Source organism: Bacillus pacificus (assembly GCF_020861345.1).
Classification (GTDB): Bacteria; Bacillota; Bacilli; order Bacillales; family Bacillaceae_G; genus Bacillus_A; species Bacillus_A pacificus.
Genome location: NZ_CP086328.1, coordinates 471,171 through 493,554 on the forward strand (window position 1 = coordinate 471,171; position 22,384 = coordinate 493,554).

10 protein-coding genes, 22 tRNA genes, 3 rRNA genes and 1 pseudogene are annotated in these 22,384 nt (G+C 41.1%); 31 read left to right on the forward strand and 5 right to left on the reverse strand.

All coding sequences use genetic code 11. The annotated features are described in order from the left end of the window. The first annotated feature begins 74 nt into the window (after window positions 1-74). Window positions 75-488, forward strand: coding sequence for a YugN-like family protein (locus tag LMD38_RS02355; RefSeq protein ID WP_016718787.1), 414 nt, complete (start codon window positions 75-77; stop codon window positions 486-488). On the opposite strand, the gene LMD38_RS02360 is transcribed toward LMD38_RS02355, so the two are convergent. Continuing rightward, complete coding sequence (locus tag LMD38_RS02360; protein WP_016718786.1) at window positions 475-1,470, reverse strand: ion channel; 996 nt, start codon at window positions 1,468-1,470, stop codon at window positions 475-477. The two genes, LMD38_RS02355 and LMD38_RS02360, sit on opposite strands and share 14 nt — an antisense overlap. A gap of 94 nt (window positions 1,471-1,564) precedes the next feature. Further along, on the reverse strand, window positions 1,565-2,245 hold the full coding sequence (locus LMD38_RS02365; RefSeq protein ID WP_000386681.1) for an MgtC/SapB family protein: 681 nt from the start codon (window positions 2,243-2,245) through the stop codon (window positions 1,565-1,567). 403 nt (window positions 2,246-2,648) lie between these two features. Between LMD38_RS02365 and LMD38_RS02370 the strand changes: the two genes are divergently transcribed. From LMD38_RS02370 to LMD38_RS02490, 25 genes are all read left to right on the forward strand, one after another. After that, a 16S ribosomal RNA gene (locus LMD38_RS02370) occupies window positions 2,649-4,199 on the forward strand. A gap of 145 nt (window positions 4,200-4,344) precedes the next feature. Beyond that, window positions 4,345-7,265 (forward strand): 23S ribosomal RNA (locus tag LMD38_RS02375). A gap of 102 nt (window positions 7,266-7,367) precedes the next feature. Further along, a 5S ribosomal RNA gene (gene rrf, locus LMD38_RS02380) occupies window positions 7,368-7,483 on the forward strand. The 16S, 23S and 5S rRNA genes sit together here with 22 tRNA genes alongside, the layout of an rRNA operon. Window positions 7,484-7,487: 4 nt before the next feature. Further along, window positions 7,488-7,563 (forward strand) — tRNA-Val (locus LMD38_RS02385). A gap of 4 nt (window positions 7,564-7,567) precedes the next feature. Continuing rightward, a tRNA-Thr gene (locus LMD38_RS02390) sits at window positions 7,568-7,643 on the forward strand. A 9-nt stretch (window positions 7,644-7,652) separates the two neighbouring features. Continuing rightward, window positions 7,653-7,728, forward strand: a tRNA-His gene (locus LMD38_RS02395). Between the two features lie 22 nt (window positions 7,729-7,750). Then, a tRNA-Leu gene (locus LMD38_RS02400) sits at window positions 7,751-7,831 on the forward strand. A gap of 29 nt (window positions 7,832-7,860) precedes the next feature. Beyond that, a tRNA-Gly gene (locus LMD38_RS02405) sits at window positions 7,861-7,935 on the forward strand. Window positions 7,936-7,951: 16 nt separating this feature from the next. Then, window positions 7,952-8,040: transfer RNA gene (locus tag LMD38_RS02410), tRNA-Leu, on the forward strand. Between the two features lie 3 nt (window positions 8,041-8,043). Then, window positions 8,044-8,117 (forward strand) — tRNA-Arg (locus tag LMD38_RS02415). A 10-nt stretch (window positions 8,118-8,127) separates the two neighbouring features. Continuing rightward, a tRNA-Pro gene (locus LMD38_RS02420) sits at window positions 8,128-8,201 on the forward strand. 15 nt (window positions 8,202-8,216) lie between these two features. Next, a tRNA-Ala gene (locus tag LMD38_RS02425) sits at window positions 8,217-8,289 on the forward strand. 20 nt (window positions 8,290-8,309) lie between these two features. Beyond that, window positions 8,310-8,386, forward strand: a tRNA-Met gene (locus LMD38_RS02430). Window positions 8,387-8,390: 4 nt separating this feature from the next. Next, window positions 8,391-8,467 (forward strand) — tRNA-Ile (locus LMD38_RS02435). A 17-nt stretch (window positions 8,468-8,484) separates the two neighbouring features. Next, window positions 8,485-8,577 (forward strand) — tRNA-Ser (locus tag LMD38_RS02440). Window positions 8,578-8,604: 27 nt separating this feature from the next. Next, window positions 8,605-8,681 (forward strand) — tRNA-Met (locus tag LMD38_RS02445). A gap of 1 nt (window position 8,682) precedes the next feature. Next, window positions 8,683-8,758, forward strand: a tRNA-Asp gene (locus tag LMD38_RS02450). Between the two features lie 12 nt (window positions 8,759-8,770). Then, window positions 8,771-8,846, forward strand: a tRNA-Phe gene (locus LMD38_RS02455). Between the two features lie 14 nt (window positions 8,847-8,860). Beyond that, window positions 8,861-8,936, forward strand: a tRNA-Thr gene (locus tag LMD38_RS02460). Window positions 8,937-8,946: 10 nt separating this feature from the next. Continuing rightward, a tRNA-Lys gene (locus LMD38_RS02465) sits at window positions 8,947-9,022 on the forward strand. Window positions 9,023-9,035: 13 nt separating this feature from the next. Next, window positions 9,036-9,106: transfer RNA gene (locus tag LMD38_RS02470), tRNA-Gly, on the forward strand. Window positions 9,107-9,116: 10 nt separating this feature from the next. After that, window positions 9,117-9,193, forward strand: a tRNA-Ile gene (locus LMD38_RS02475). A gap of 7 nt (window positions 9,194-9,200) precedes the next feature. Next, window positions 9,201-9,275 (forward strand) — tRNA-Asn (locus tag LMD38_RS02480). A 7-nt stretch (window positions 9,276-9,282) separates the two neighbouring features. Further along, window positions 9,283-9,373 (forward strand) — tRNA-Ser (locus LMD38_RS02485). A 6-nt stretch (window positions 9,374-9,379) separates the two neighbouring features. Next, window positions 9,380-9,451 (forward strand) — tRNA-Glu (locus LMD38_RS02490). Window positions 9,452-9,551: 100 nt separating this feature from the next. Here the strand turns inward: LMD38_RS02490 and LMD38_RS02495 are convergent. Next, window positions 9,552-9,707: pseudogene (locus tag LMD38_RS02495) on the reverse strand (IS4 family transposase); the annotation flags it as partial. Between the two features lie 596 nt (window positions 9,708-10,303). On the opposite strand from LMD38_RS02495, the gene LMD38_RS02500 reads away from it, so the two are divergent. After that, window positions 10,304-11,248 carry an L-lactate dehydrogenase gene (locus LMD38_RS02500; protein ID WP_000715338.1) on the forward strand — a complete coding sequence of 315 codons (945 nt, stop codon included), beginning with the start codon at window positions 10,304-10,306 and terminating at the stop codon, window positions 11,246-11,248. A 176-nt stretch (window positions 11,249-11,424) separates the two neighbouring features. Here the strand turns inward: LMD38_RS02500 and LMD38_RS02505 are convergent, their stop codons facing one another. Together LMD38_RS02505 and LMD38_RS02510 are read right to left on the reverse strand one after the other, a co-directional pair. Further along, window positions 11,425-15,648: a S8 family serine peptidase gene (locus LMD38_RS02505; protein WP_062822585.1), complete on the reverse strand. Its 4,224-nt coding sequence runs from the start codon at window positions 15,646-15,648 to the stop codon at window positions 11,425-11,427. A 32-nt stretch (window positions 15,649-15,680) separates the two neighbouring features. Then, the gene (locus tag LMD38_RS02510) at window positions 15,681-16,286 is read right to left on the reverse strand and encodes a CalY family protein (protein WP_000053953.1); all 606 of its coding nucleotides are present in this window, start codon (window positions 16,284-16,286) and stop codon (window positions 15,681-15,683) included. 469 nt (window positions 16,287-16,755) lie between these two features. Between LMD38_RS02510 and glgB the strand changes: the two genes are divergently transcribed. From glgB to glgA, 4 genes are all read left to right on the forward strand, one after another. Next, window positions 16,756-18,693, forward strand: a complete 1,938-nt coding sequence (glgB, locus tag LMD38_RS02515; RefSeq protein WP_062822586.1) for a 1,4-alpha-glucan branching protein GlgB — start codon at window positions 16,756-16,758, stop codon at window positions 18,691-18,693. Then, window positions 18,641-19,771, forward strand: coding sequence for a glucose-1-phosphate adenylyltransferase (gene glgC / locus LMD38_RS02520; RefSeq protein ID WP_000057613.1), 1,131 nt, complete (start codon window positions 18,641-18,643; stop codon window positions 19,769-19,771). The genes glgB and glgC overlap by 53 nt, the downstream gene beginning before the upstream one ends. A gap of 18 nt (window positions 19,772-19,789) precedes the next feature. Next, on the forward strand, window positions 19,790-20,824 hold the full coding sequence (glgD, locus tag LMD38_RS02525; RefSeq protein ID WP_062822587.1) for a glucose-1-phosphate adenylyltransferase subunit GlgD: 1,035 nt from the start codon (window positions 19,790-19,792) through the stop codon (window positions 20,822-20,824). Window positions 20,825-20,936: 112 nt separating this feature from the next. Continuing rightward, window positions 20,937-22,367 carry a glycogen synthase GlgA gene (glgA, locus tag LMD38_RS02530; protein ID WP_062822648.1) on the forward strand — a complete coding sequence of 477 codons (1,431 nt, stop codon included), beginning with the start codon at window positions 20,937-20,939 and terminating at the stop codon, window positions 22,365-22,367. Window positions 22,368-22,384: the final 17 nt, after the last annotated feature.

The following is a 22,384-nucleotide window of genomic DNA, read 5'->3' on the forward strand; positions in this document are numbered from 1 at the left end:
ATTTCATCGAAAAGTCCATCAGTATATTCAAACTAGAGTGGGTATGCTAAGGAAAAAGTCTAGGAGGGATGGACTTGATTCCGATTCAATCAAATTTAGAAGGACGTACATATGCGTTATATAAGTTAGAAGAAATCATGAAGCCACTCGGATATAGCATTGGTGGCAATTGGGATTATGATAAAGGATGCTTTGATTATAAAATTGATGAAGAAGATGGCTATCAATTTCTGCGAGTGCCCTTTACAGCGGTGAATGGTGAATTAGATGTGCCAGGCGTAATAGTCCGTCTTGAAACGCCGTATATTCTTTCGCACGTATATCAAGACGAACTAGATGATCATGTAAATACGTTAACAGCCGGTACGAGTGGATTGGATCAATTTGCTGAGCCGAAAGATCCAGATGGAGATGTAAAAAGAAAATATATCAATATTGGGAAAGTGCTCATGCAGGAACTAGAGCGTCATTTTACTAATGATGAATAACAATGAGTATGTCGCTTTCAATGAGAACAAAAGAATGAACTGGGTTAATCATATATTGTTCGTCGCGCTTTATACCTAGTAAGAGAATGTTTTGCTTTAAAAGAGTATAGCTACAATTTGCAAAAGTTTGTCCAGTGCAGGATGGGGGAAGCTCCATCAGTTGTAATTTATTATCAGAGATTTCGTCGTAAAGTGAAAATAGTACACCTGAAATGGAAGGAAATAAAAGAGAAGCGGTAAATACATAGCTCGTTAATTTATTTCCTTCTATAATTTCTGACACGCCAGCTCTCGTTGCATTTTGTATTTGTTCAGAAGTAAGAAGTTCAGCGATGCAGTGAATGTTTGGGTTGAGCCCTTTTGCAGTTAAAATATTTAAAATGGACTGTGTATCCGCTAAGCTTTCGTTTTTTTCTTTATCAGCTGTTATTAATATAGTGTGAGCCGTTGTAATATTAGCTTTTAATAGCGTTTGATCGTGATGGGGGCACCCCTTTATAAATTCTAAATGATGAAATGGTTTTGGCAGTAAAGAAAGTGTTTCATCAATTAAAACGATATCAAGGTTCGGCTGTAATACGTGCATTTGTTTTACAACGTGCTTTGCCCGTTCGTTCCAGCCGACGATAATCATATGACCGTTAGAAGTTGCAGCTTCTTCTCCTTTAATCTTCATATATTGTTTACTAATCATTTCAGTAGCGAACAGCACCATATAATAAGAACAAAATCCGGTTCCTAATAAAATAATACCTATACCGATAAGTTTGCCCATTAGTGTATGAGGGGCAAAGTCACCGTAGCCAACAGTGAAAATGGTAACGATCGACCACCAAACTCCATCAAACCACGTAGTGAAGTGGGATGGTTCTAATCTATGTATAAGAAAGCCGGAAAAAGCAGTAAGTACAATAATAAAGCAAATTAAACGAAAAATAATGGAATCACGAAATGTATCTACTAAATTTGGACGGGATTTCAATTGCCTATTCCTCCTTACTTTGCAAGACTACATTCATTGTTACCATTATAGAAAAAAGAAAAACTCTCTAATTGAAAAGAGAGTTTGTTTTACGTTACATACTTTCCACTTCAGTTTGTTGAACACTTTCAAGATGCTGGAGAGCATAGTAAACATCAGCAGTATGTCTTTTTTGATCGATACATAATTTAAGATGCAAATAGTGAGAACCATTTTCTAACGTTTTAAGCTTCATATTCTTCACTTTTATATCCATTTCTTTTATTTCTTCAATTACAACCGGGATATTGTCCATATTTCGCACAACAAGTTTTACTGCGATATCACGTTGACGAAATGACCTAGGTCCTACAAATTTCATTGTTAACGGTATAAGTTCAACGCTAATCATAAGGAAACACATTCCGAAAATTGCTTCGATATAAAATCCAGCTCCAACAGCAATACCAATACCAGATGCGCCCCAGATCATAGCGGCAGTCGTTAGTCCTGCAATACTATCGTTTCCTCTTCTTAAAATAACACCAGCACCTAAAAAACCAATCCCTGATACAATTTGAGCGGCAAGTCGAAGTGGATCCATATTCATATGATCAGTATGTGGTAAATTGTAAGCTGCTTTAATAGAAACAATCGTCAGGAGGCAACTAATGATAGAAATAACTAAGCATGTTTTTAAACCAAGTGGTTTCCGTTTTAATTCGCGCTCTAAACCGATGGCGAATCCTAAAATAGCCGAGAGACCTAGTTTAATTAATAAATCGGTATAGTCCATATGTATTCCTCCTTGTATGATATGGTATATGAATAAAACATTTATTATAGAAAGAAATGTTTTTGGGTAGAGTGACTTTATATAGAATATATGTAGGAATCTCTTAGAAATGAAAGAGATATTTCGTTTAAGTATATGATATAAAAAAAGAAATGTAGTTAATTTGAAAAAAGTTTATAAAAGGTGTTGCATTTCATTTTTCACCATGATATATTAATAACCGTCGCTGATGCGGAAACGCAGAAAACGACAAAAAAGAAATTGAAAAACTTAGTTGACATCGAAAAACGAAGATGTTAACATAAGGGAGTCGCAAATGAGCGACCAAGTAGTTCTTTGAAAACTGAACGAAACAAACAACGTGAAACGTCAATTTTTATTTTAGATGCTAGACAAACTAACTTTATTGGAGAGTTTGATCCTGGCTCAGGATGAACGCTGGCGGCGTGCCTAATACATGCAAGTCGAGCGAATGGATTAAGAGCTTGCTCTTATGAAGTTAGCGGCGGACGGGTGAGTAACACGTGGGTAACCTGCCCATAAGACTGGGATAACTCCGGGAAACCGGGGCTAATACCGGATAACATTTTGAACCGCATGGTTCGAAATTGAAAGGCGGCTTCGGCTGTCACTTATGGATGGACCCGCGTCGCATTAGCTAGTTGGTGAGGTAACGGCTCACCAAGGCAACGATGCGTAGCCGACCTGAGAGGGTGATCGGCCACACTGGGACTGAGACACGGCCCAGACTCCTACGGGAGGCAGCAGTAGGGAATCTTCCGCAATGGACGAAAGTCTGACGGAGCAACGCCGCGTGAGTGATGAAGGCTTTCGGGTCGTAAAACTCTGTTGTTAGGGAAGAACAAGTGCTAGTTGAATAAGCTGGCACCTTGACGGTACCTAACCAGAAAGCCACGGCTAACTACGTGCCAGCAGCCGCGGTAATACGTAGGTGGCAAGCGTTATCCGGAATTATTGGGCGTAAAGCGCGCGCAGGTGGTTTCTTAAGTCTGATGTGAAAGCCCACGGCTCAACCGTGGAGGGTCATTGGAAACTGGGAGACTTGAGTGCAGAAGAGGAAAGTGGAATTCCATGTGTAGCGGTGAAATGCGTAGAGATATGGAGGAACACCAGTGGCGAAGGCGACTTTCTGGTCTGTAACTGACACTGAGGCGCGAAAGCGTGGGGAGCAAACAGGATTAGATACCCTGGTAGTCCACGCCGTAAACGATGAGTGCTAAGTGTTAGAGGGTTTCCGCCCTTTAGTGCTGAAGTTAACGCATTAAGCACTCCGCCTGGGGAGTACGGCCGCAAGGCTGAAACTCAAAGGAATTGACGGGGGCCCGCACAAGCGGTGGAGCATGTGGTTTAATTCGAAGCAACGCGAAGAACCTTACCAGGTCTTGACATCCTCTGACAACCCTAGAGATAGGGCTTCTCCTTCGGGAGCAGAGTGACAGGTGGTGCATGGTTGTCGTCAGCTCGTGTCGTGAGATGTTGGGTTAAGTCCCGCAACGAGCGCAACCCTTGATCTTAGTTGCCATCATTCAGTTGGGCACTCTAAGGTGACTGCCGGTGACAAACCGGAGGAAGGTGGGGATGACGTCAAATCATCATGCCCCTTATGACCTGGGCTACACACGTGCTACAATGGACGGTACAAAGAGCTGCAAGACCGCGAGGTGGAGCTAATCTCATAAAACCGTTCTCAGTTCGGATTGTAGGCTGCAACTCGCCTACATGAAGCTGGAATCGCTAGTAATCGCGGATCAGCATGCCGCGGTGAATACGTTCCCGGGCCTTGTACACACCGCCCGTCACACCACGAGAGTTTGTAACACCCGAAGTCGGTGGGGTAACCTTTTGGAGCCAGCCGCCTAAGGTGGGACAGATGATTGGGGTGAAGTCGTAACAAGGTAGCCGTATCGGAAGGTGCGGCTGGATCACCTCCTTTCTATGGAGAATTGATGAACGCTGTTCATCAATATAAGTTTCCGTGTTTCGTTTTGTTCAGTTTTGAGAGAACTATCTCTCATATATAAATGTATGTTCTTTGAAAACTAGATAACAGTGTAGCTCATATTTTTTAATTTTAGTTTGGTTAAGTTAGAAAGGGCGCACGGTGGATGCCTTGACACTAGGAGTCGATGAAGGACGGGACTAACGCCGATATGCTTCGGGGAGCTGTAAGTAAGCTTTGATCCGAAGATTTCCGAATGGGGAAACCCACCATACGTAATGGTATGGTATCCTTATCTGAATACATAGGGTAAGGAAGACAGACCCAGGGAACTGAAACATCTAAGTACCTGGAGGAAGAGAAAGCAAATGCGATTTCCTGAGTAGCGGCGAGCGAAACGGAACATAGCCCAAACCAAGAGGCTTGCCTCTTGGGGTTGTAGGACATTCTATACGGAGTTACAAAGGAACGAGGTAGACGAAGCGACCTGGAAAGGTCCGTCGTAGAGGGTAACAACCCCGTAGTCGAAACTTCGTTCTCTCTTGAATGTATCCTGAGTACGGCGGAACACGTGAAATTCCGTCGGAATCTGGGAGGACCATCTCCCAAGGCTAAATACTCCCTAGTGATCGATAGTGAACCAGTACCGTGAGGGAAAGGTGAAAAGCACCCCGGAAGGGGAGTGAAAGAGATCCTGAAACCGTGTGCCTACAAATAGTCAGAGCCCGTTAATGGGTGATGGCGTGCCTTTTGTAGAATGAACCGGCGAGTTACGATCCCGTGCGAGGTTAAGCTGAAGAGGCGGAGCCGCAGCGAAAGCGAGTCTGAATAGGGCGTTTAGTACGTGGTCGTAGACCCGAAACCAGGTGATCTACCCATGTCCAGGGTGAAGTTCAGGTAACACTGAATGGAGGCCCGAACCCACGCACGTTGAAAAGTGCGGGGATGAGGTGTGGGTAGCGGAGAAATTCCAATCGAACCTGGAGATAGCTGGTTCTCCCCGAAATAGCTTTAGGGCTAGCCTTAAGTGTAAGAGTCTTGGAGGTAGAGCACTGATTGGACTAGGGGTCCTCATCGGATTACCGAATTCAGTCAAACTCCGAATGCCAATGACTTATCCTTAGGAGTCAGACTGCGAGTGATAAGATCCGTAGTCAAAAGGGAAACAGCCCAGACCGCCAGCTAATGTCCCAAAGTGTGTATTAAGTGGAAAAGGATGTGGAGTTGCTTAGACAACTAGGATGTTGGCTTAGAAGCAGCCACCATTTAAAGAGTGCGTAATAGCTCACTAGTCGAGTGACTCTGCGCCGAAAATGTACCGGGGCTAAATACACCACCGAAGCTGCGGATTGATACCAATGGTATCAGTGGTAGGGGAGCGTTCTAAGGACAGTGAAGTCAGACCGGAAGGACTGGTGGAGTGCTTAGAAGTGAGAATGCCGGTATGAGTAGCGAAAGACGGGTGAGAATCCCGTCCACCGAATGCCTAAGGTTTCCTGAGGAAGGCTCGTCCGCTCAGGGTTAGTCAGGACCTAAGCCGAGGCCGACAGGCGTAGGCGATGGACAACAGGTTGATATTCCTGTACCACCTCTTTATCGTTTGAGCAATGGAGGGACGCAGAAGGATAGAAGAAGCGTGCGATTGGTTGTGCACGTCCAAGCAGTTAGGCTGATAAGTAGGCAAATCCGCTTATCGTAAAGGCTGAGCTGTGATGGGGAAGCTCCTTATGGAGCGAAGTCTTTGATTCCCCGCTGCCAAGAAAAGCTTCTAGCGAGATAAAGGTGCCTGTACCGCAAACCGACACAGGTAGGCGAGGAGAGAATCCTAAGGTGTGCGAGAGAACTCTGGTTAAGGAACTCGGCAAAATGACCCCGTAACTTCGGGAGAAGGGGTGCTTTCTTAACGGAAAGCCGCAGTGAATAGGCCCAAGCGACTGTTTAGCAAAAACACAGCTCTCTGCGAAGCCGTAAGGCGAAGTATAGGGGGTGACACCTGCCCGGTGCTGGAAGGTTAAGGAGAGGGGTTAGCGTAAGCGAAGCTCTGAACTGAAGCCCCAGTAAACGGCGGCCGTAACTATAACGTTCCTAAGGTAGCGAAATTCCTTGTCGGGTAAGTTCCGACCCGCACGAAAGGTGTAACGATTTGGGCACTGTCTCAACCAGAGACTCGGTGAAATTATAGTACCTGTGAAGATGCAGGTTACCCGCGACAGGACGGAAAGACCCCGTGGAGCTTTACTGTAGCCTGATATTGAATTTTGGTACAGTTTGTACAGGATAGGCGGGAGCCTTTGAAACCGGAGCGCTAGCTTCGGTGGAGGCGCTGGTGGGATACCGCCCTGACTGTATTGAAATTCTAACCTACGGGTCTTATCGACCCGGGAGACAGTGTCAGGTGGGCAGTTTGACTGGGGCGGTCGCCTCCTAAAGTGTAACGGAGGCGCCCAAAGGTTCCCTCAGAATGGTTGGAAATCATTCGTAGAGTGCAAAGGCATAAGGGAGCTTGACTGCGAGACCTACAAGTCGAGCAGGGACGAAAGTCGGGCTTAGTGATCCGGTGGTTCCGCATGGAAGGGCCATCGCTCAACGGATAAAAGCTACCCCGGGGATAACAGGCTTATCTCCCCCAAGAGTCCACATCGACGGGGAGGTTTGGCACCTCGATGTCGGCTCATCGCATCCTGGGGCTGTAGTCGGTCCCAAGGGTTGGGCTGTTCGCCCATTAAAGCGGTACGCGAGCTGGGTTCAGAACGTCGTGAGACAGTTCGGTCCCTATCCGTCGTGGGCGTAGGAAATTTGAGAGGAGCTGTCCTTAGTACGAGAGGACCGGGATGGACGCACCGCTGGTGTACCAGTTGTTCTGCCAAGGGCATAGCTGGGTAGCTATGTGCGGAAGGGATAAGTGCTGAAAGCATCTAAGCATGAAGCCCCCCTCAAGATGAGATTTCCCATAGCGTAAGCTAGTAAGATCCCTGAAAGATGATCAGGTTGATAGGTTCGAGGTGGAAGCATGGTGACATGTGGAGCTGACGAATACTAATAGATCGAGGACTTAACCATATAATATGTAGCAAATGTTATCTAGTTTTGAAAGAATATAAAAAACTTGTTGACTTTAAAAGTTAAATGAGTTACAATAATTCTTGTCTTAAATGAATACAGTCTGGTAATGATGGCAGAGAGGTCACACCCGTTCCCATACCGAACACGGAAGTTAAGCTCTCTAGCGCCGATGGTAGTTGGGACATTGTCCCTGTGAGAGTAGGACGTTGCCAGGCAAATGGAGGATTAGCTCAGCTGGGAGAGCACCTGCCTTACAAGCAGGGGGTCGGCGGTTCGATCCCGTCATCCTCCACCATTTAGCCGACTTAGCTCAATTGGTAGAGCAACTGACTTGTAATCAGTAGGTTGGGGGTTCAAGTCCTCTAGTCGGCACCAGAAATTATGGCGGTTGTGGCGAAGTGGTTAACGCACCGGATTGTGGCTCCGGCATTCGTGGGTTCGATTCCCATCAGTCGCCCCATTTTTCTTAAATAAATTAATATGCGGGTGTGGCGGAATTGGCAGACGCACCAGACTTAGGATCTGGCGCCTTTGGCGTGGGGGTTCGACTCCCTTCACCCGCACTTTTAATTAAATAACTCATACATGTCTTGCGGAAGTAGTTCAGTGGTAGAATACAACCTTGCCAAGGTTGGGGTCGCGGGTTCGAATCCCGTCTTCCGCTCCAATTTTCAATATGACATGCCGGGGTGGCGGAACAGGCAGACGCACAGGACTTAAAATCCTGCGGTGGGTAACCACCGTGCGGGTTCGACCCCCGCCCTCGGCACCATATGCGCCCGTAGCTCAATTGGATAGAGCGTTTGACTACGGATCAAGAGGTTAGGGGTTCGACTCCTCTCGGGCGCGCTTTTATTAACGGGAAGTGGCTCAGCTTGGTAGAGCACCTGGTTTGGGACCAGGGGGTCGCAGGTTCAAATCCTGTCTTCCCGATATTCCCAAAAACATGGGGCCTTAGCTCAGCTGGGAGAGCGCCTGCCTTGCACGCAGGAGGTCAGCGGTTCGATCCCGCTAGGCTCCACTTATCTTAATATCATTTATGGCGGTGTAGCTCAGCTGGCTAGAGCGTACGGTTCATACCCGTGAGGTCGGGGGTTCGATCCCCTCCGCCGCTACCATAAAGGACCTTTAGCTCAGCTGGTTAGAGCAGACGGCTCATAACCGTCCGGTCGTAGGTTCGAGTCCTACAAGGTCCACCATTAGAAGTTTATATCTCGGAGGTATACCCAAGTTCGGCTGAAGGGATCGGTCTTGAAAACCGACAGGCGGCGAGAGTCGCGCGGGGGTTCGAATCCCTCTACCTCCTCCATTTTTTCTAAAGTAAATATTTGATCGTCGCGGGGTGGAGCAGTCTGGTAGCTCGTCGGGCTCATAACCCGAAGGTCGCAGGTTCAAATCCTGTCCCCGCAACCAAGGTCCCGTGGTGTAGTGGTTAACATGCCTGCCTGTCACGCAGGAGATCGCCGGTTCGACCCCGGTCGGGACCGCCATTTTTACATAAAGGCTCGGTAGCTCAGTCGGTAGAGCAGAGGACTGAAAATCCTCGTGTCGGCGGTTCGATTCCGTCCCGAGCCACCATTTTGAAGTCGCAAGCCGGCTTAGCTCAATTGGTAGAGCAACTGACTTGTAATCAGTAGGTTGGGGGTTCAAGTCCTCTAGCCGGCACCACTTTCAAAATGAGCCATTAGCTCAGTTGGTAGAGCATCTGACTTTTAATCAGAGGGTCGAAGGTTCGAGTCCTTCATGGCTCACCATTTACAATTTAATGCGGGTGTAGTTTAGTGGTAAAACAAGAGCCTTCCAAGCTCTGGTCGAGAGTTCGATTCTCTTCACCCGCTTTTCAATTATGGGCCTATAGCTCAGCTGGTTAGAGCGCACGCCTGATAAGCGTGAGGTCGATGGTTCGAGTCCATTTAGGCCCACCATAATTGTTCCGCAGTAGCTCAGTGGTAGAGCTATCGGCTGTTAACCGATCGGTCGTAGGTTCGAGTCCTACCTGCGGAGCCATATTTATAGAGAAGTACCCAAGTGGCTCAAGGGGCTCCCCTGCTAAGGGAGTAGATCGCGAACGCGGTGCGAGGGTTCGAATCCCTTCTTCTCTGCCAGTAATTGGCCCGTTGGTCAAGTGGTTAAGACACCGCCCTTTCACGGCGGTAACACGGGTTCGAATCCCGTACGGGTCATACTAAAAGAGATAGCATAATCTGCTATCTCTTTTTTTGTTGTGTAAAAGTAGCCTTTGGATAGTCTGCTTTTTTTTATGAATTAAAAGAAAGATGAAGTATTCGCTGTTACAGTTGGGAATACAGAGAGCTGTAAGTATAATCATGTTGTTTACCTTGACCTGTATGAGTATGAAGGAATGTTCACTTAACAAATCATACTCAAATTGAATTTTTATCTCGGCCTTATGCTAAAGCCTCCTGCACTTGGATAAACGGGTAAATCTCATAGCTGGGAAGATCCTAAGGAATTAGTTGTAGAGTTATTAGATACCGTTGAATAATAAAAATTGAAATATGGGTTGTTCAAACAAAGGATGCTGTATTAGGCGCTACGGCGGAAAATAAATAATATATAGAAGAAACTGTCTCTCAGTAGGTGATCTACTGGAGGCAGTTTTTTTATGCTGTCATTATTGTCGAGTTTTGTCGGTAAGTCGATATATTGCAAAAATCGCCGATATAATTTGAGTTACGGTCGATAAATTTCAAAAATCGCTGATATATTTGGAGTTATAGTCGATATATTCTAAAAATCGCCGATATAATTTCACTTACCGACAAAAACATAAGAAAATCCCTTTCACAATCTAAAGAAAACGCCTCCATTGAAATGGATTCCACACCTATTCCAATAACTTTACACTCTATGTGAAAAAGTTCACAAATAGGTCATAATTTGTGAAGTAATTCACAATAATACGTGCTACAATATGAGTGTAAAGAAGTTAAACAACATTAAATTAGTATTTTAATTAATTACTTAAACAATCATAAAAAAATATATGTGAACAATAGAGAGGGGAAATTACCATGAAAAAAGGTATCAATCGTGTAGTATTAGTAGGAACAGGAGCTGTAGGTTGTAGTTACGCTTACTCAATGATCAACCAAGGTGTAGCTGAAGAATTCGTATTAGTAGATGTTAATGAAGCAAAAGCAGAAGGGGAAGCAATGGACTTAAGCCATGCGGTACCATTCTCTCCATCACCAACAAAAGTTTGGAGCGGTAGCTATGCAGATTGTAAAGATGCAGATTTAGTAGTTATCACTGCTGGATTACCACAAAAGCCAGGTGAAACTCGTTTAGACTTAGTTGAAAAAAATACAAAGATCTTTAAACAAATCGTTCGCGGTATTATGGATAGCGGATTCGATGGAATCTTCTTAATCGCAACTAACCCAGTTGATATTTTAACTTACGTAACTTGGAAAGAATCTGGTCTACCAAAAGAGCGCGTAATTGGTTCGGGTACTACTTTAGACTCTGCTCGTTTCCGTTACATGTTAGGTGACTACTTAGATGTAGATCCACGTAACGTTCATGCTTACATCGTTGGTGAACACGGTGACACTGAACTTCCAGTATGGAGTCACGCTACTATCGGTGTACAAAAACTAGAAACAATTTTAGCTAACAACGAACAGTACAAACAAGAAGACTTAGATAAAATCTTCGAAAACGTACGTGATGCAGCTTACCATATTATCGAGCGTAAAGGTGCAACTTACTACGGAATCGGTATGTCACTACTTCGTGTAACTAAAGCAATCTTAAACAACGAGAACAGCGTATTAACTGTATCTGCATACCTTGAAGGTCAATACGGTGAGAAAGATGCTTACGTAGGTGTTCCAGCTGTAATTAACCGTGAAGGTGTACGTGAAATCGTAGAGCTTGAGTTAAATGAGGATGAAAAAGCGAAATTCGCTCATTCTGTAAAAGTATTAAAAGAAACAATGGCACCAGTACTATAATAATTGCTAAATAATCCAGAAGTGGGGAACTACTTCTTACTTCTGGATTTATATATAATTTAATATAAATTCCTTTTCCGGTTTCCCTTGTATATCCCCAATATACCCCTTTTGCTGGATCAGGGTCGTTTATAGAAAAGAGCACTCTACTTTGCGTAGAGTGCTCTTTATTATTATCATTTTTTAGGCGTCAATCCTAATTTCTTTAAAATATCTGCCAGTGTACCGCTTTTTGATTTTTCTACAGGTGTTTGTGATTTGGATGCATCTGGACCTTTTTTCAAGAAGTTCTTTTCAACGAAGCGAATATCTTTTTCGTCGACAATACCATCTTTGTTAAGGTCGCCGTCTTTCACAGATAGTCCTTTTTTACCGTAGTTGTTAGCGATAATTTCAGCATCTTTTATATCAATTACTTTATCGCCATTTACATCACCTGCAAGGTTTTCATCAAAGCGTGCATAATAATATTGGCCAAGTAGCTTACCGTCTTTTTCAGTACCAAGTTTCGTGGTTAGTCGGCTTGTTAAATGCCCTGGTACTTCTACATATAAGTTATAGTCGCGTTTATTAACAGGAAGTCCATTTAGTTTGAAGGATCCGTATTTATCAAGTGAGCCTTCAAACTTATGACGGTAAGAATCTGTTGCATATACTTTTACGCCAAGCTTTGTATAATCGAATTTTTCATCTAAATATCCGCGTTCATTTAAGAAAGCACCAGGTTTAATACTTCCTTCGACTAGTGAGTTTAAAGACATAACTGAGAATGTTTGATCTTGAAGGACACGCATTCTATTTGGCTCTGATTCACCTTGTTTCCAGTAAGCGAACACTGATAAATCTAATTGAGCATTTGCTTCATAAAACTCATCATTTTCTACTTTAAAAGTTACATCAATGAACGGGAAATCACCATCTAATCCAGCGAAGTTTTTGTCATCGATAGCTCCGCCAACTGTAACAGAACCTTCTTCTAGTTTCGGTTCATTTACTTTTGCGGTCACCCCTTTTTCGAAAAGTAGCTTTTCAAAAGCAGGATTTAATTTCGCATTTGCAAATTTGAAGTTCTTTTCTAGGAATTTTACGTTAAATTCCCCAGCAACAAATTGTTTCACATGTTTGGCGTTTAGCGTCACAGTGAATTCATCACCTTTATATACTTCTTTTTTATCATAACTAGTTTTCGCATATTGAGCTCCTTGCGGGATAAACCAATAGTTATTTACACCGCTCGGATAGTCAGCTCCTGCAGTTGCATAATCGAAAATATATACGCCTGTATTCATTGGACCTTCAGTTTTAAAGGATTCAGGAGTAATGCCAACTTTAAAGTCACCATTTGCATTAATAGGTAAAAACTTATGCAAGTATGGAGAATAATCATAGTACATCACTCCGTTTGCTTCTTGCGTAATGTTTAATCCTTTTCCTTTTAAGTAGTCAACGTTCGAATCATACACATTTCCTTTAATCCATAGTGCTTTTTTACCGTCTTCTACTGTATAGTTCTCTTCATTTAATTCATAAATACCAGGCCGTAATCCAGTTAATTTCACTTCTGGCGGTGTATTATCAATTACGACATAATCCCCTTTCACACGTGCTTTACCGTCTTTATCGTAGCCAACAAACTCAATTGTGTAATCACCTTCTGGTAAGTCGATTTTCTCATCACCAATTGGTTTTGCAGGATCATTTGTAAAAGGATACACCCTGCCGTTAAAGAATGAATCTAAGTAGTAATACACATCAGTTTTTAATCCACTAGTGTTTAATGTACCAAGGAAACCGAGAGCTTTATTTGTTTTGGAATCTTTCACGATAAGATCTAACGTTTCAAGTTCGCTGTTTAATTGGAACGCCCCGTGCAAATACGATTCACGGTATGGATTGAATTTAGATGTATCAGTTGAAATTGCTTTTCTTGATAATATTGCATTTTCAATACCAGGTTCTGATACACGAATAGAGAACGGAATTTGGTACGTTTCTTCTTTATTTTTCGTATTTGTAATATGAATATATCCTTCATATCGGCCTTGTTTTACACCGGCTGGAACATTAATTTTTGCTTCAATTTCATCTGATTTGCCAGCATCAAGAGTAATTGTTTCTGGAACAGAAACTTTTACACCGTTTGCGGTAGCGTCGTTAATAGAAGAAGATGCTGGTGTATAAGAAATTTCTGTTTTAAATTCTTTTTTCTCTTGTTTATTATGATTTTGTACTTTTATATTTCGTTTTTGTTCAAGAGATTCACCGTCTTTTTGATAGAACTTCCCGAATGCAATGGATCCAGTTTCTTCAGGTACTTCAATTACTTCATCATTTACAACTGTTTTTGTTGTATCTAGCACTTTAAAACTAGTTTCCGTATGAACGGCGTTGTACGCATCTACTCGTCCAGCTCCAACTTCATATACGGAATACTTTTCTTTTAAATCATCAGCTGTGTTCATAAGAGACGTCTTTACATCGAATGGAGAGTATTCTGGGTGTTCTTGTAAAATAAGAGCAGCAACGCCCGCGATATGAGGAGAAGCCATAGATGTTCCTTGCATACGCTCATAGGAAACATCATAATTTTCGCCCTCTTGTGGGTCGTTAATATATTCAGGTACTGTTGAAAGTACAGCAACACCAGGCGCTGTAATATCTGGTTTAATATCATCATTTGATGTAACAGGACCGCGTGAGCTAAAGTCTGCAAGATGATCGCCTTCTGTTTGAATATAACTAAGTTCGTCAAAGGTAAAGGATGTATTACCTTGTTCGATTTGAGCTTTTAGTTTTTCACCGTCTTCTTTCGTTAGGCGGAATGCGGGAATGTATTTTGTACTTTCGCCAACGTAGAAAGGAATTTCTCCGTCCACATTGTTATAAATAATAACGGCTTTTGCACCAGCTTGTTTTGCATTCGCAATTTTTTCATCAAATGACAGTGTACCACGTGCAACGAGAGCGATTTTTCCTTTTACATCTTTTTTACTAAACTCGTCAGGCGTACCAATTCCTACAGATTCAATAGGTAAAGTTTGTCCCTTGAAATCTTCTATTTTATCAGTAAAGTTTTTGCCGAATAAAATTAGATTAGGAAATTGTAATTGTCCAGCATGACCTGATAGTTTCGGTAAGGAAATAGAGCTATCACTTGCGCCAACCGTAATCGCAAATGGAGAAGCACCTGGTGATCCGAGTGTCGCTGGATTTGGACCAGAGTTTCCAGCAGCAACGACTGTAACAACACCGGAAAGCATCGCGTTATTGACAGCGATAGACGTAGGATCAAGTGGATTGTTGCTATCGTCACCTAACGATAAGTTAATAACATTCATGCCGTCAGAAATAGATTTATCGATTGCAGCAATAATACCAGAACTATCTCCACTTCCGTATGGACCGAGTACACGATAGTTATACAGTTCAATGTCAGGTGCAACACCTTTTACTGCGGAATCTGATGTGTTTTTCTTTTGCGCAGAAACGATACCTGCTACGTGAGTACCATGCGCGGTGTAGAAGGAAGAGCCACGATCATCAAATTCAGGAGCACCAGATTGTTGCCACTCTGTATAAGTTGTTTCCATCGGATCTGCATCGTTATTAATAAAGTCCCAACCTTTTACTGAGTTTGGATCTACCTTGCTAGAGTCTTCGCCAGGTTTTGCGCGATAGCCTTTATATACGTCTTTTAGGTCAGGATGATTGTAATCAATACCTGTATCTAATACACCAACTTTAATTCCTTTTCCGGTAATGCCTTCGCTATGTAACTTATCGACCCCAATTTGCGGAATGCTATCTGTTAGTTTTTGAGGTGCTTTCTGCTTTGCTTGTTTTGGTAAATTTAATTTCACTTCGTAATCTTTCCAAATACGTTTTACAACGCCAATCCGTAACAATTCTTCCACTGTATTTGCAGGTAACGTCAGCGCAACCCCATTTATCGCATGTTTATAAGAACGTTTAATTTGTACGGACTGGAAATTCCCTGACTTTACTGATGGGCTGAACTGATAAAGACGTTTTAGTCCTTTTTGAAATTCCTCATGTTCTTGATCAATACGTGCCTTTATATTTTCAGGAGCAGCTTGTAACCCTTTTTCTTTTTGTTTTAATTCATTAATCTTTACTGGAGCCGTTTGAAATTCTACAATGATATTTACTGGTTCGGAACTACTTGTATTAATATCTGGTGAAATCGTAAAACCAGGGTTGGCATCTAACGTTTGTAATGCCTGACGCTGTTCTTTAGAAAGTTTTGATAGTAAAGACTGGGCGTTTGAAGAGTCAATTTGGTTAATAGGATTTTCAGCAAGTACATTGAACGGAAGGGCAGTTGAAAACAGAACGCCAGCCGTTACAATTCCGGTAACAAAACGATTTTTCTTTTTCATGTATAAGCCTCCGATAATTTATATTTTAAAAATTATTTCTCTGTGCCCGGTGTTTGCTCTGCATGGAATGTCCAGTTTAGCTGTAAGGAATCACCCTGGAATTTATTTTGATCTTGTTCGTTGTCTTCAAAGGAGAAGAGCACGTGTAAATAATCTGTTTCACCAGATTTAATACCGTCTATTAAGTTATGACGTTCTAAAGAAGTAGCCACATCCTCAGGTTTCATAGTCTTTAATTGTGATAGTTTTGTTTCCCACAAAATTTCATGATCATCGTTTGGATTAGATGGTTTTCCATCATTCACTAAAAATTTGACGATGATGTGATCGCCTAAATCTTCACCATCATTATTTTTCTTTGCATCTGTAACTTCATAGGATGTTTCAAGTGCTACTTTTGCAATATCCAATGACCCTTTATTTTCAAGCGTGAAATTCTTTTCAATAAAATCACCTGGCTTTAAATCTTTCACATCAACGATTACACTGGGATTAATAGAAAGGTCTAGTGTTCCAGCTTGAAATGAGTTACTAGATGTTTCAGAATCACTGAAGTAGGCGAATACACCGCCGAATGTAAGGGATAAGCCGAGCGTTGCGGTGACAACTCCCATTCCAACCTTTTGTTTTAATGACATAAGAAAGCCCCCTAATTAAATTTTTATAGCGACTGTTCGTAACAAGGATAAATAAGTAAACATAGTAGTCCACTATGAATTATAGTTACGAAAAGTTGCTGTTCTTTATTGAGAACAAGTATATGCTTATCAATTTTCCATTTCAATAAAATTGTGACAAAAAATGTTGAGAAACATTTTTTTATGGTAGATTATTTTGTTGCGATTTCAAGTGGAAAATAGCATGAAAAAGGGGATAAAGCTAATAAAATAGATGTTGAGAAATAAATAGTAAGATGAAAAGCTAGTAAAAAATGAAGCGTTTTCAATGAATATTCGTCAAAATTCGATATTTTAAATAGAAATGTGAAAAAAATTCAACATTTTTAAGAAAAAAACGTATGTTTTTTATAAATTAACAAGGATATTTCAGTTTTTCGCAGAATTGGTAAAGTATAAAAAATTCTGTCATCTTAGTGAGGTGAGCATATTGAGTGTAATAAATTGTGAAGAAGTGAAACGAGATGAGTTTCATACAGAAAAGTACTATGACAGTTATAACATCTTTGGCGCACATATTGTGACGGAAGATGAGATGCGAGGTGTACGATTTACAGTATGGGCTCCTCATGCGAAAGCAATGAGTGTTGTTGGAGATTTTAATGAATGGGATTATGAGCAACATAAGATGCTACAAGTGACAGAAGAGGGAATTTGGTCCTTATTTATACCGCATATTGAAGAAAAAGAAATATATAAATATGCGATTGAAACGACGGCTGGTGATGTCATTTTTAAGGCAGATCCGTATGCTGTATATGCAGAAGTAAGACCGAATACGGCATCTGTAGTTTTTGATATAAAGGGATACGAATGGAATGATAAAAACTGGAGTCGTAAGAAAAAGAAAAAATCGGTTTATAAAGAAGCGATGACAGTTTATGAATTGCATTTCGGTTCTTGGAAAAAGAAAGAAGATGGAACGCTGTATTCTTACAGGGAAATGGCAGAAGAACTCATTCCTTATGTGGTGGAACATCAATTTACACATATTGAAATTATGCCCCTTGTTGAGCATCCGTATGATCGTTCTTGGGGATATCAAGGAACGGGATATTATGCCGCAACGAGTAGATTCGGCACGCCACATGATTTGATGTATTTTGTCGATGAATGTCATAAATATGGAATCGGTGTCATTTTAGATTGGGTGCCGGGGCATTTTTGTAAAGATGCTCACGGTTTATATTTGTTTGATGGGACACCGACTTATGAATATAAAGATAAAGATGTGCAAGAAAATCCAGTATGGGGAACTGTTAACTTTGATTTAGGAAAGAGGGAAGTACGTAATTTCTTAATTTCAAATGCGTTATTTTGGATGAGATATTTCCACATTGATGGTTTCAGGGTGGATGCAGTTGCAAACATGCTGTACTGGAATAAAGAAGGACAAGAGCAAAGTAATGAGCACGCTGTTTCATTTTTACGGGAGTTAAATGAAGCGGTATTTGCAGAGGATGAAGATTTTTTTATGACAGCAGAGGATTCAACAGCTTGGCCACTTGTAACAGCTCCAACGTATGAAGGTGGGCTTGGATTCAATTACAAATGGAATATGGGCTGGATGAATGACGTGCTGAAGTATATGGAGTGTGCGCCAGAGTACAGAAAATATATTCATGAGAAAATGACGTTCTCTTTACTATATGCTTACTCTGAAAATTTCATATTACCGCTTTCTCATGATGAAGTCGTTCATGGGAAAAAGTCGTTATTAAATAAAATGCCAGGAGACTACTGGGATAAGTTTGCTCAACTTCGTTTATTATATGGATATTTCTTTACTCACCCAGGAAAGAAATTACTTTTCATGGGAGGAGAATTCGGGCAGTTTGATGAGTGGAAAGACCTTGAAGATTTAGATTGGAATTTACATGATTTTGAAATGCATCGTTATATGCATGATTACTTTAAAGAGCTCATAGCATTGTATAAGCGCTCCAAACCACTTTGGCAGCTTGATCATTCGCCTGAAGGATTTCAGTGGATTGATGCTAATAATAATGAGCAAAGTATTTTCTCTTTTATCCGCCAAGGGGATAAACAAGAAGATGCGTTAGTTGTCGTATGTAATTTTACGAAAGCTACATATGAAAACTATAAAGTAGGTGTACCAGATTTCGAGTATTATAACGAGGTTTTAAACAGTGATGCTGAGCAATATGGCGGATCAGGACAAGTAAATAAGAAGCGTCTGAAGGCGATTCAAGAGCCGTTTCATAATCAAGCAGCACATGTAGAAATTACAATTCCACCATTTGGCGTATCCATATTACGACCAGTGAAGACGAGAAAGGGGAGCAAAAAACAAGATGGCTCAAAAACAAAAGTGCGTAGCAATGTTACTAGCAGGGGGAAAAGGTAGTCGATTAAGTGCATTAACAAAAAATTTAGCCAAGCCAGCTGTTCCATTTGGTGGTAAATATCGCATTATTGATTTTACGCTAAGTAACTGCGCAAATTCTGGTATTGAAACGGTTGGGATTTTAACGCAATATCAACCGCTCGAACTTCATAATTATATCGGAATCGGCAATGCGTGGGATTTAGACCGAGTAAGCGGTGGAGTCACAGTATTACCTCCTTATGCGGAGTCTTCAGGTGTGAAGTGGTACACAGGTACGGCAAGTGCCATTTATCAAAACTTAAACTATTTAAGTCAATATGAACCAGAGTATGTTCTCATTTTATCAGGCGACCATATTTATAAAATGGATTACAGTAAAATGCTAGATTACCATATTGAGAAAGAAGCGGACGTTTCCATTTCTGTTATTGAAGTGCCTTGGGATGAGGCGAGTCGTTTCGGTATTATGAATACGAACGAAGAGATGGAGATTGTTGAATTTGAAGAGAAACCGCAATTTCCAAGAAGTAATCTTGCATCAATGGGAATTTACATTTTTAACTGGGCAATTTTGAAAGAGTATTTAGAAATGGATGCAAGAAACCCTGAATCTAGTAATGATTTCGGAAAAGATGTACTTCCGCTTTTATTAGATGAAGGGAAGAAGTTAATGGCGTATCCGTTTGAAGGGTATTGGAAAGATGTTGGAACGGTGAAGAGCTTATGGGAAGCGAATATGGATTTACTTCGCGATGAAACATCACTGAATTTAAACGATCGTAATTGGCGTATTTATTCTGTTAATCCAAACGAACCGCCTCAATATATTGCTGAAAAGGCAAAAGTAGAAGAATCACTTATTAACGAAGGATGCGTCATTGAAGGGGACGTGAAGCATTCTGTACTATTCCAAGGAGTGACGGTGGAAGAAGGTAGTATGGTTATTGATTCTGTCGTTATGCCTGGAGCGAAGATTGGTAAAAATGTTGTGATTGAAAGAGCGATCGTTGGATCAGAAATGGTTATTGAAGATGGAACAATTATTCGTCCAGAAAAAAATGTCGACGATGTAGTACTCATTGCTGAAGGGAAATAGAAAAGGGGGATGAAATGAATGGGAGAAAAAATGTTAGGAATTATTAATGCAACGGGAAGTTTTCCTTCCTTAAAGAAAGTAACAGGGCATCGTTCACTAGCGGCGTTACCGTTTGGGGGCCGTTATCGACTCATTGATTTCATGCTTTCAAATATGGTGAATTCTAATATTCATAGTGTGGCAGTTTTTACTAGCCATAAAAACCGTTCGCTAATGGACCACGTTGGTTCAGGAAAACAGTGGGATTTAGATAGAAAAAGAGACGGACTGTTTTTATTCCCGCCAAATTGCCAATGTGATCAAGATGAATTTGGATCTTTTGCGCATTTTAGAAGACATATTGATTATTTTCTAAGAGCTAGAGAAGAATACGTCGTTATTACGAATAGCCATCTCGTAACAGCATTACATTTTCAAGCGGTGTTAGAGCGACATATACATACGGCAGCTGATATTACGGAAGTTTGCCATGAAGGGGTTTCGCTTCAAACGTACGTGTTAAAGAAACAATTATTGTTAGATTTATTCGATTCATATAAAGATGTGGAGCAATATAGCTTATTCGATGTAGTGAGAGAAAAGCGCGGAAAATCACTACATATTGCTACGTATGAGCATACAGGATATGTAGCTATTATTGATTCAATTGAAAGCTACTATAAACATAGCTTAGAAATTTTGCAACCTGCTATTTGGAAGCAACTATTTAAGAAAGGAGCACCAATCTTTACGAAAGTAAAAGATGAGCCACCAACTCGTTATGTAAAGGGTGCAGTCGTGAAAAATACAATGATTGCAAATGGTAGTATTATCGAAGGTGAAGTAGAAAATAGTGTTGTCTCCCGTTCTGTTAAAATTGGGAAAGGTTCAATTGTTCGTAATAGCATTATTATGCAAAAGAGCCAAATTGGAGATAACTGTATAATAGACGGTGTTATTATTGATAAAGATGTGAAAATTGGTGACGGTGTTGTACTAAAAGGAAACGCCGATGAGCCATACGTTGTAGAAAAAGGAAGCGTGCAAAACAGTACGATTAATAGTTATTCTTAAGGAATCAGTGGGGGTTTTTCCTCCACTGATTAAAGTTTTAATTTAAATGAAAACTCGAAGGGAGGAAGCTGCAAGGGAAGTAGTATAAGCTTTTCGTGCAGTGGGACAACAAGTGAATATTTTATTTGCAGTATCAGAATGTGTACCATTTGTTAAATCGGGAGGATTAGCTGATGTAGCAGGTGCGCTCCCAAAAGAGCTAAAAAAATTAGGTGTGGAAGTTCGTATTATACTCCCGAATTATAGTCTTATTCCGCAAAAATTAAGGGATGGATGTACGCTACATAAAGTAATTAACGTCCCGCTTGGGTGGAGAAATCAATATTGCGGAATTTTAAAAGGTGAGCAAGACGGGATTACGTATTACTTAATAGATAATGAATATTATTTTAAGAGGGATTCTCTGTATGGTCATTATGATGACGGAGAGCGTTTTTCTTATTTTTCGAAAGCAGTTTTAGAGTGTATTCCTCATCTTGATTTCGAAGTGGATGTTCTTCATAGCCATGATTGGCATACAGCTATGGTAAATTTCTTACTACGTGAAAAGTATCAAGATAACCCATTATATGAGCATATTAAAACGGTATATACGATTCATAACTTGCAGTTCCAAGGTGTATTTCCTCCTGAAGTGATGTACGACTTGCTAGAACTTGGTGATGAATATTTTCATAGTGAGCAGTTAGAATTTTATGGGAATGTGAACTTTATGAAGGGTGGCATTATCGCTTCTGATCAAATTACAGCGGTTAGCCCGACATACAAAGAGGAAATCCAATATGAGTTTTTCGGTGAGAAGTTAGATGGATTACTGCGAAAATATAATGGTAAGCTTAGCGGCATTGTAAATGGAATTGATACGAGCGTGTACAATCCAGAAACGGATTCGTATATTACTGCTCAGTACGATGCAGATTCATTATATGAAAAGAGTAAAAATAAACGCGCGTTGCAGCGTTATTTTGGTTTGCCAGAAAAAGAAGATACGCCGATTATTTCAATGGTAACGAGATTAACGAAGCAAAAAGGTCTTGATTTAGTGCGTACTGTATTCCGTGAAATAATGGAAGAAGATGTACAATGTATTATTTTAGGATCAGGTGATTCGGAATATGAGAAATTCTTTGAGTGGATGGCATATGAGTATCCTGAGAAGGTAAAAGTGTATATTGGCTTTAATGAAGAATTAGCCCACCAAGTATATGCGGGAAGTAATTTATTCTTAATGCCATCACTATTTGAACCGTGTGGACTTGGACAACTTATCGCATTAGCGTACGGTACGATTCCAATTGTAAGGGAAACAGGCGGATTAAATGATACGGTACAATCTTATGACGAAGAGACTGGAGAAGGAAATGGTTTCAGTTTCACGAACTTTAATGCACATGACATGTTGCACACGGTTCGGCGTGCAATTGAATTTTATCATGATAAACCGGTATGGGAGCAGCTTGTAAAACAAGCAATGACTGAAGATTATAGCTGGGGAAAATCAGCTTTGGCTTATAAGAAATTGTATAAAAGTCTCATGGAATAACATGTAGGTGGTGAAGA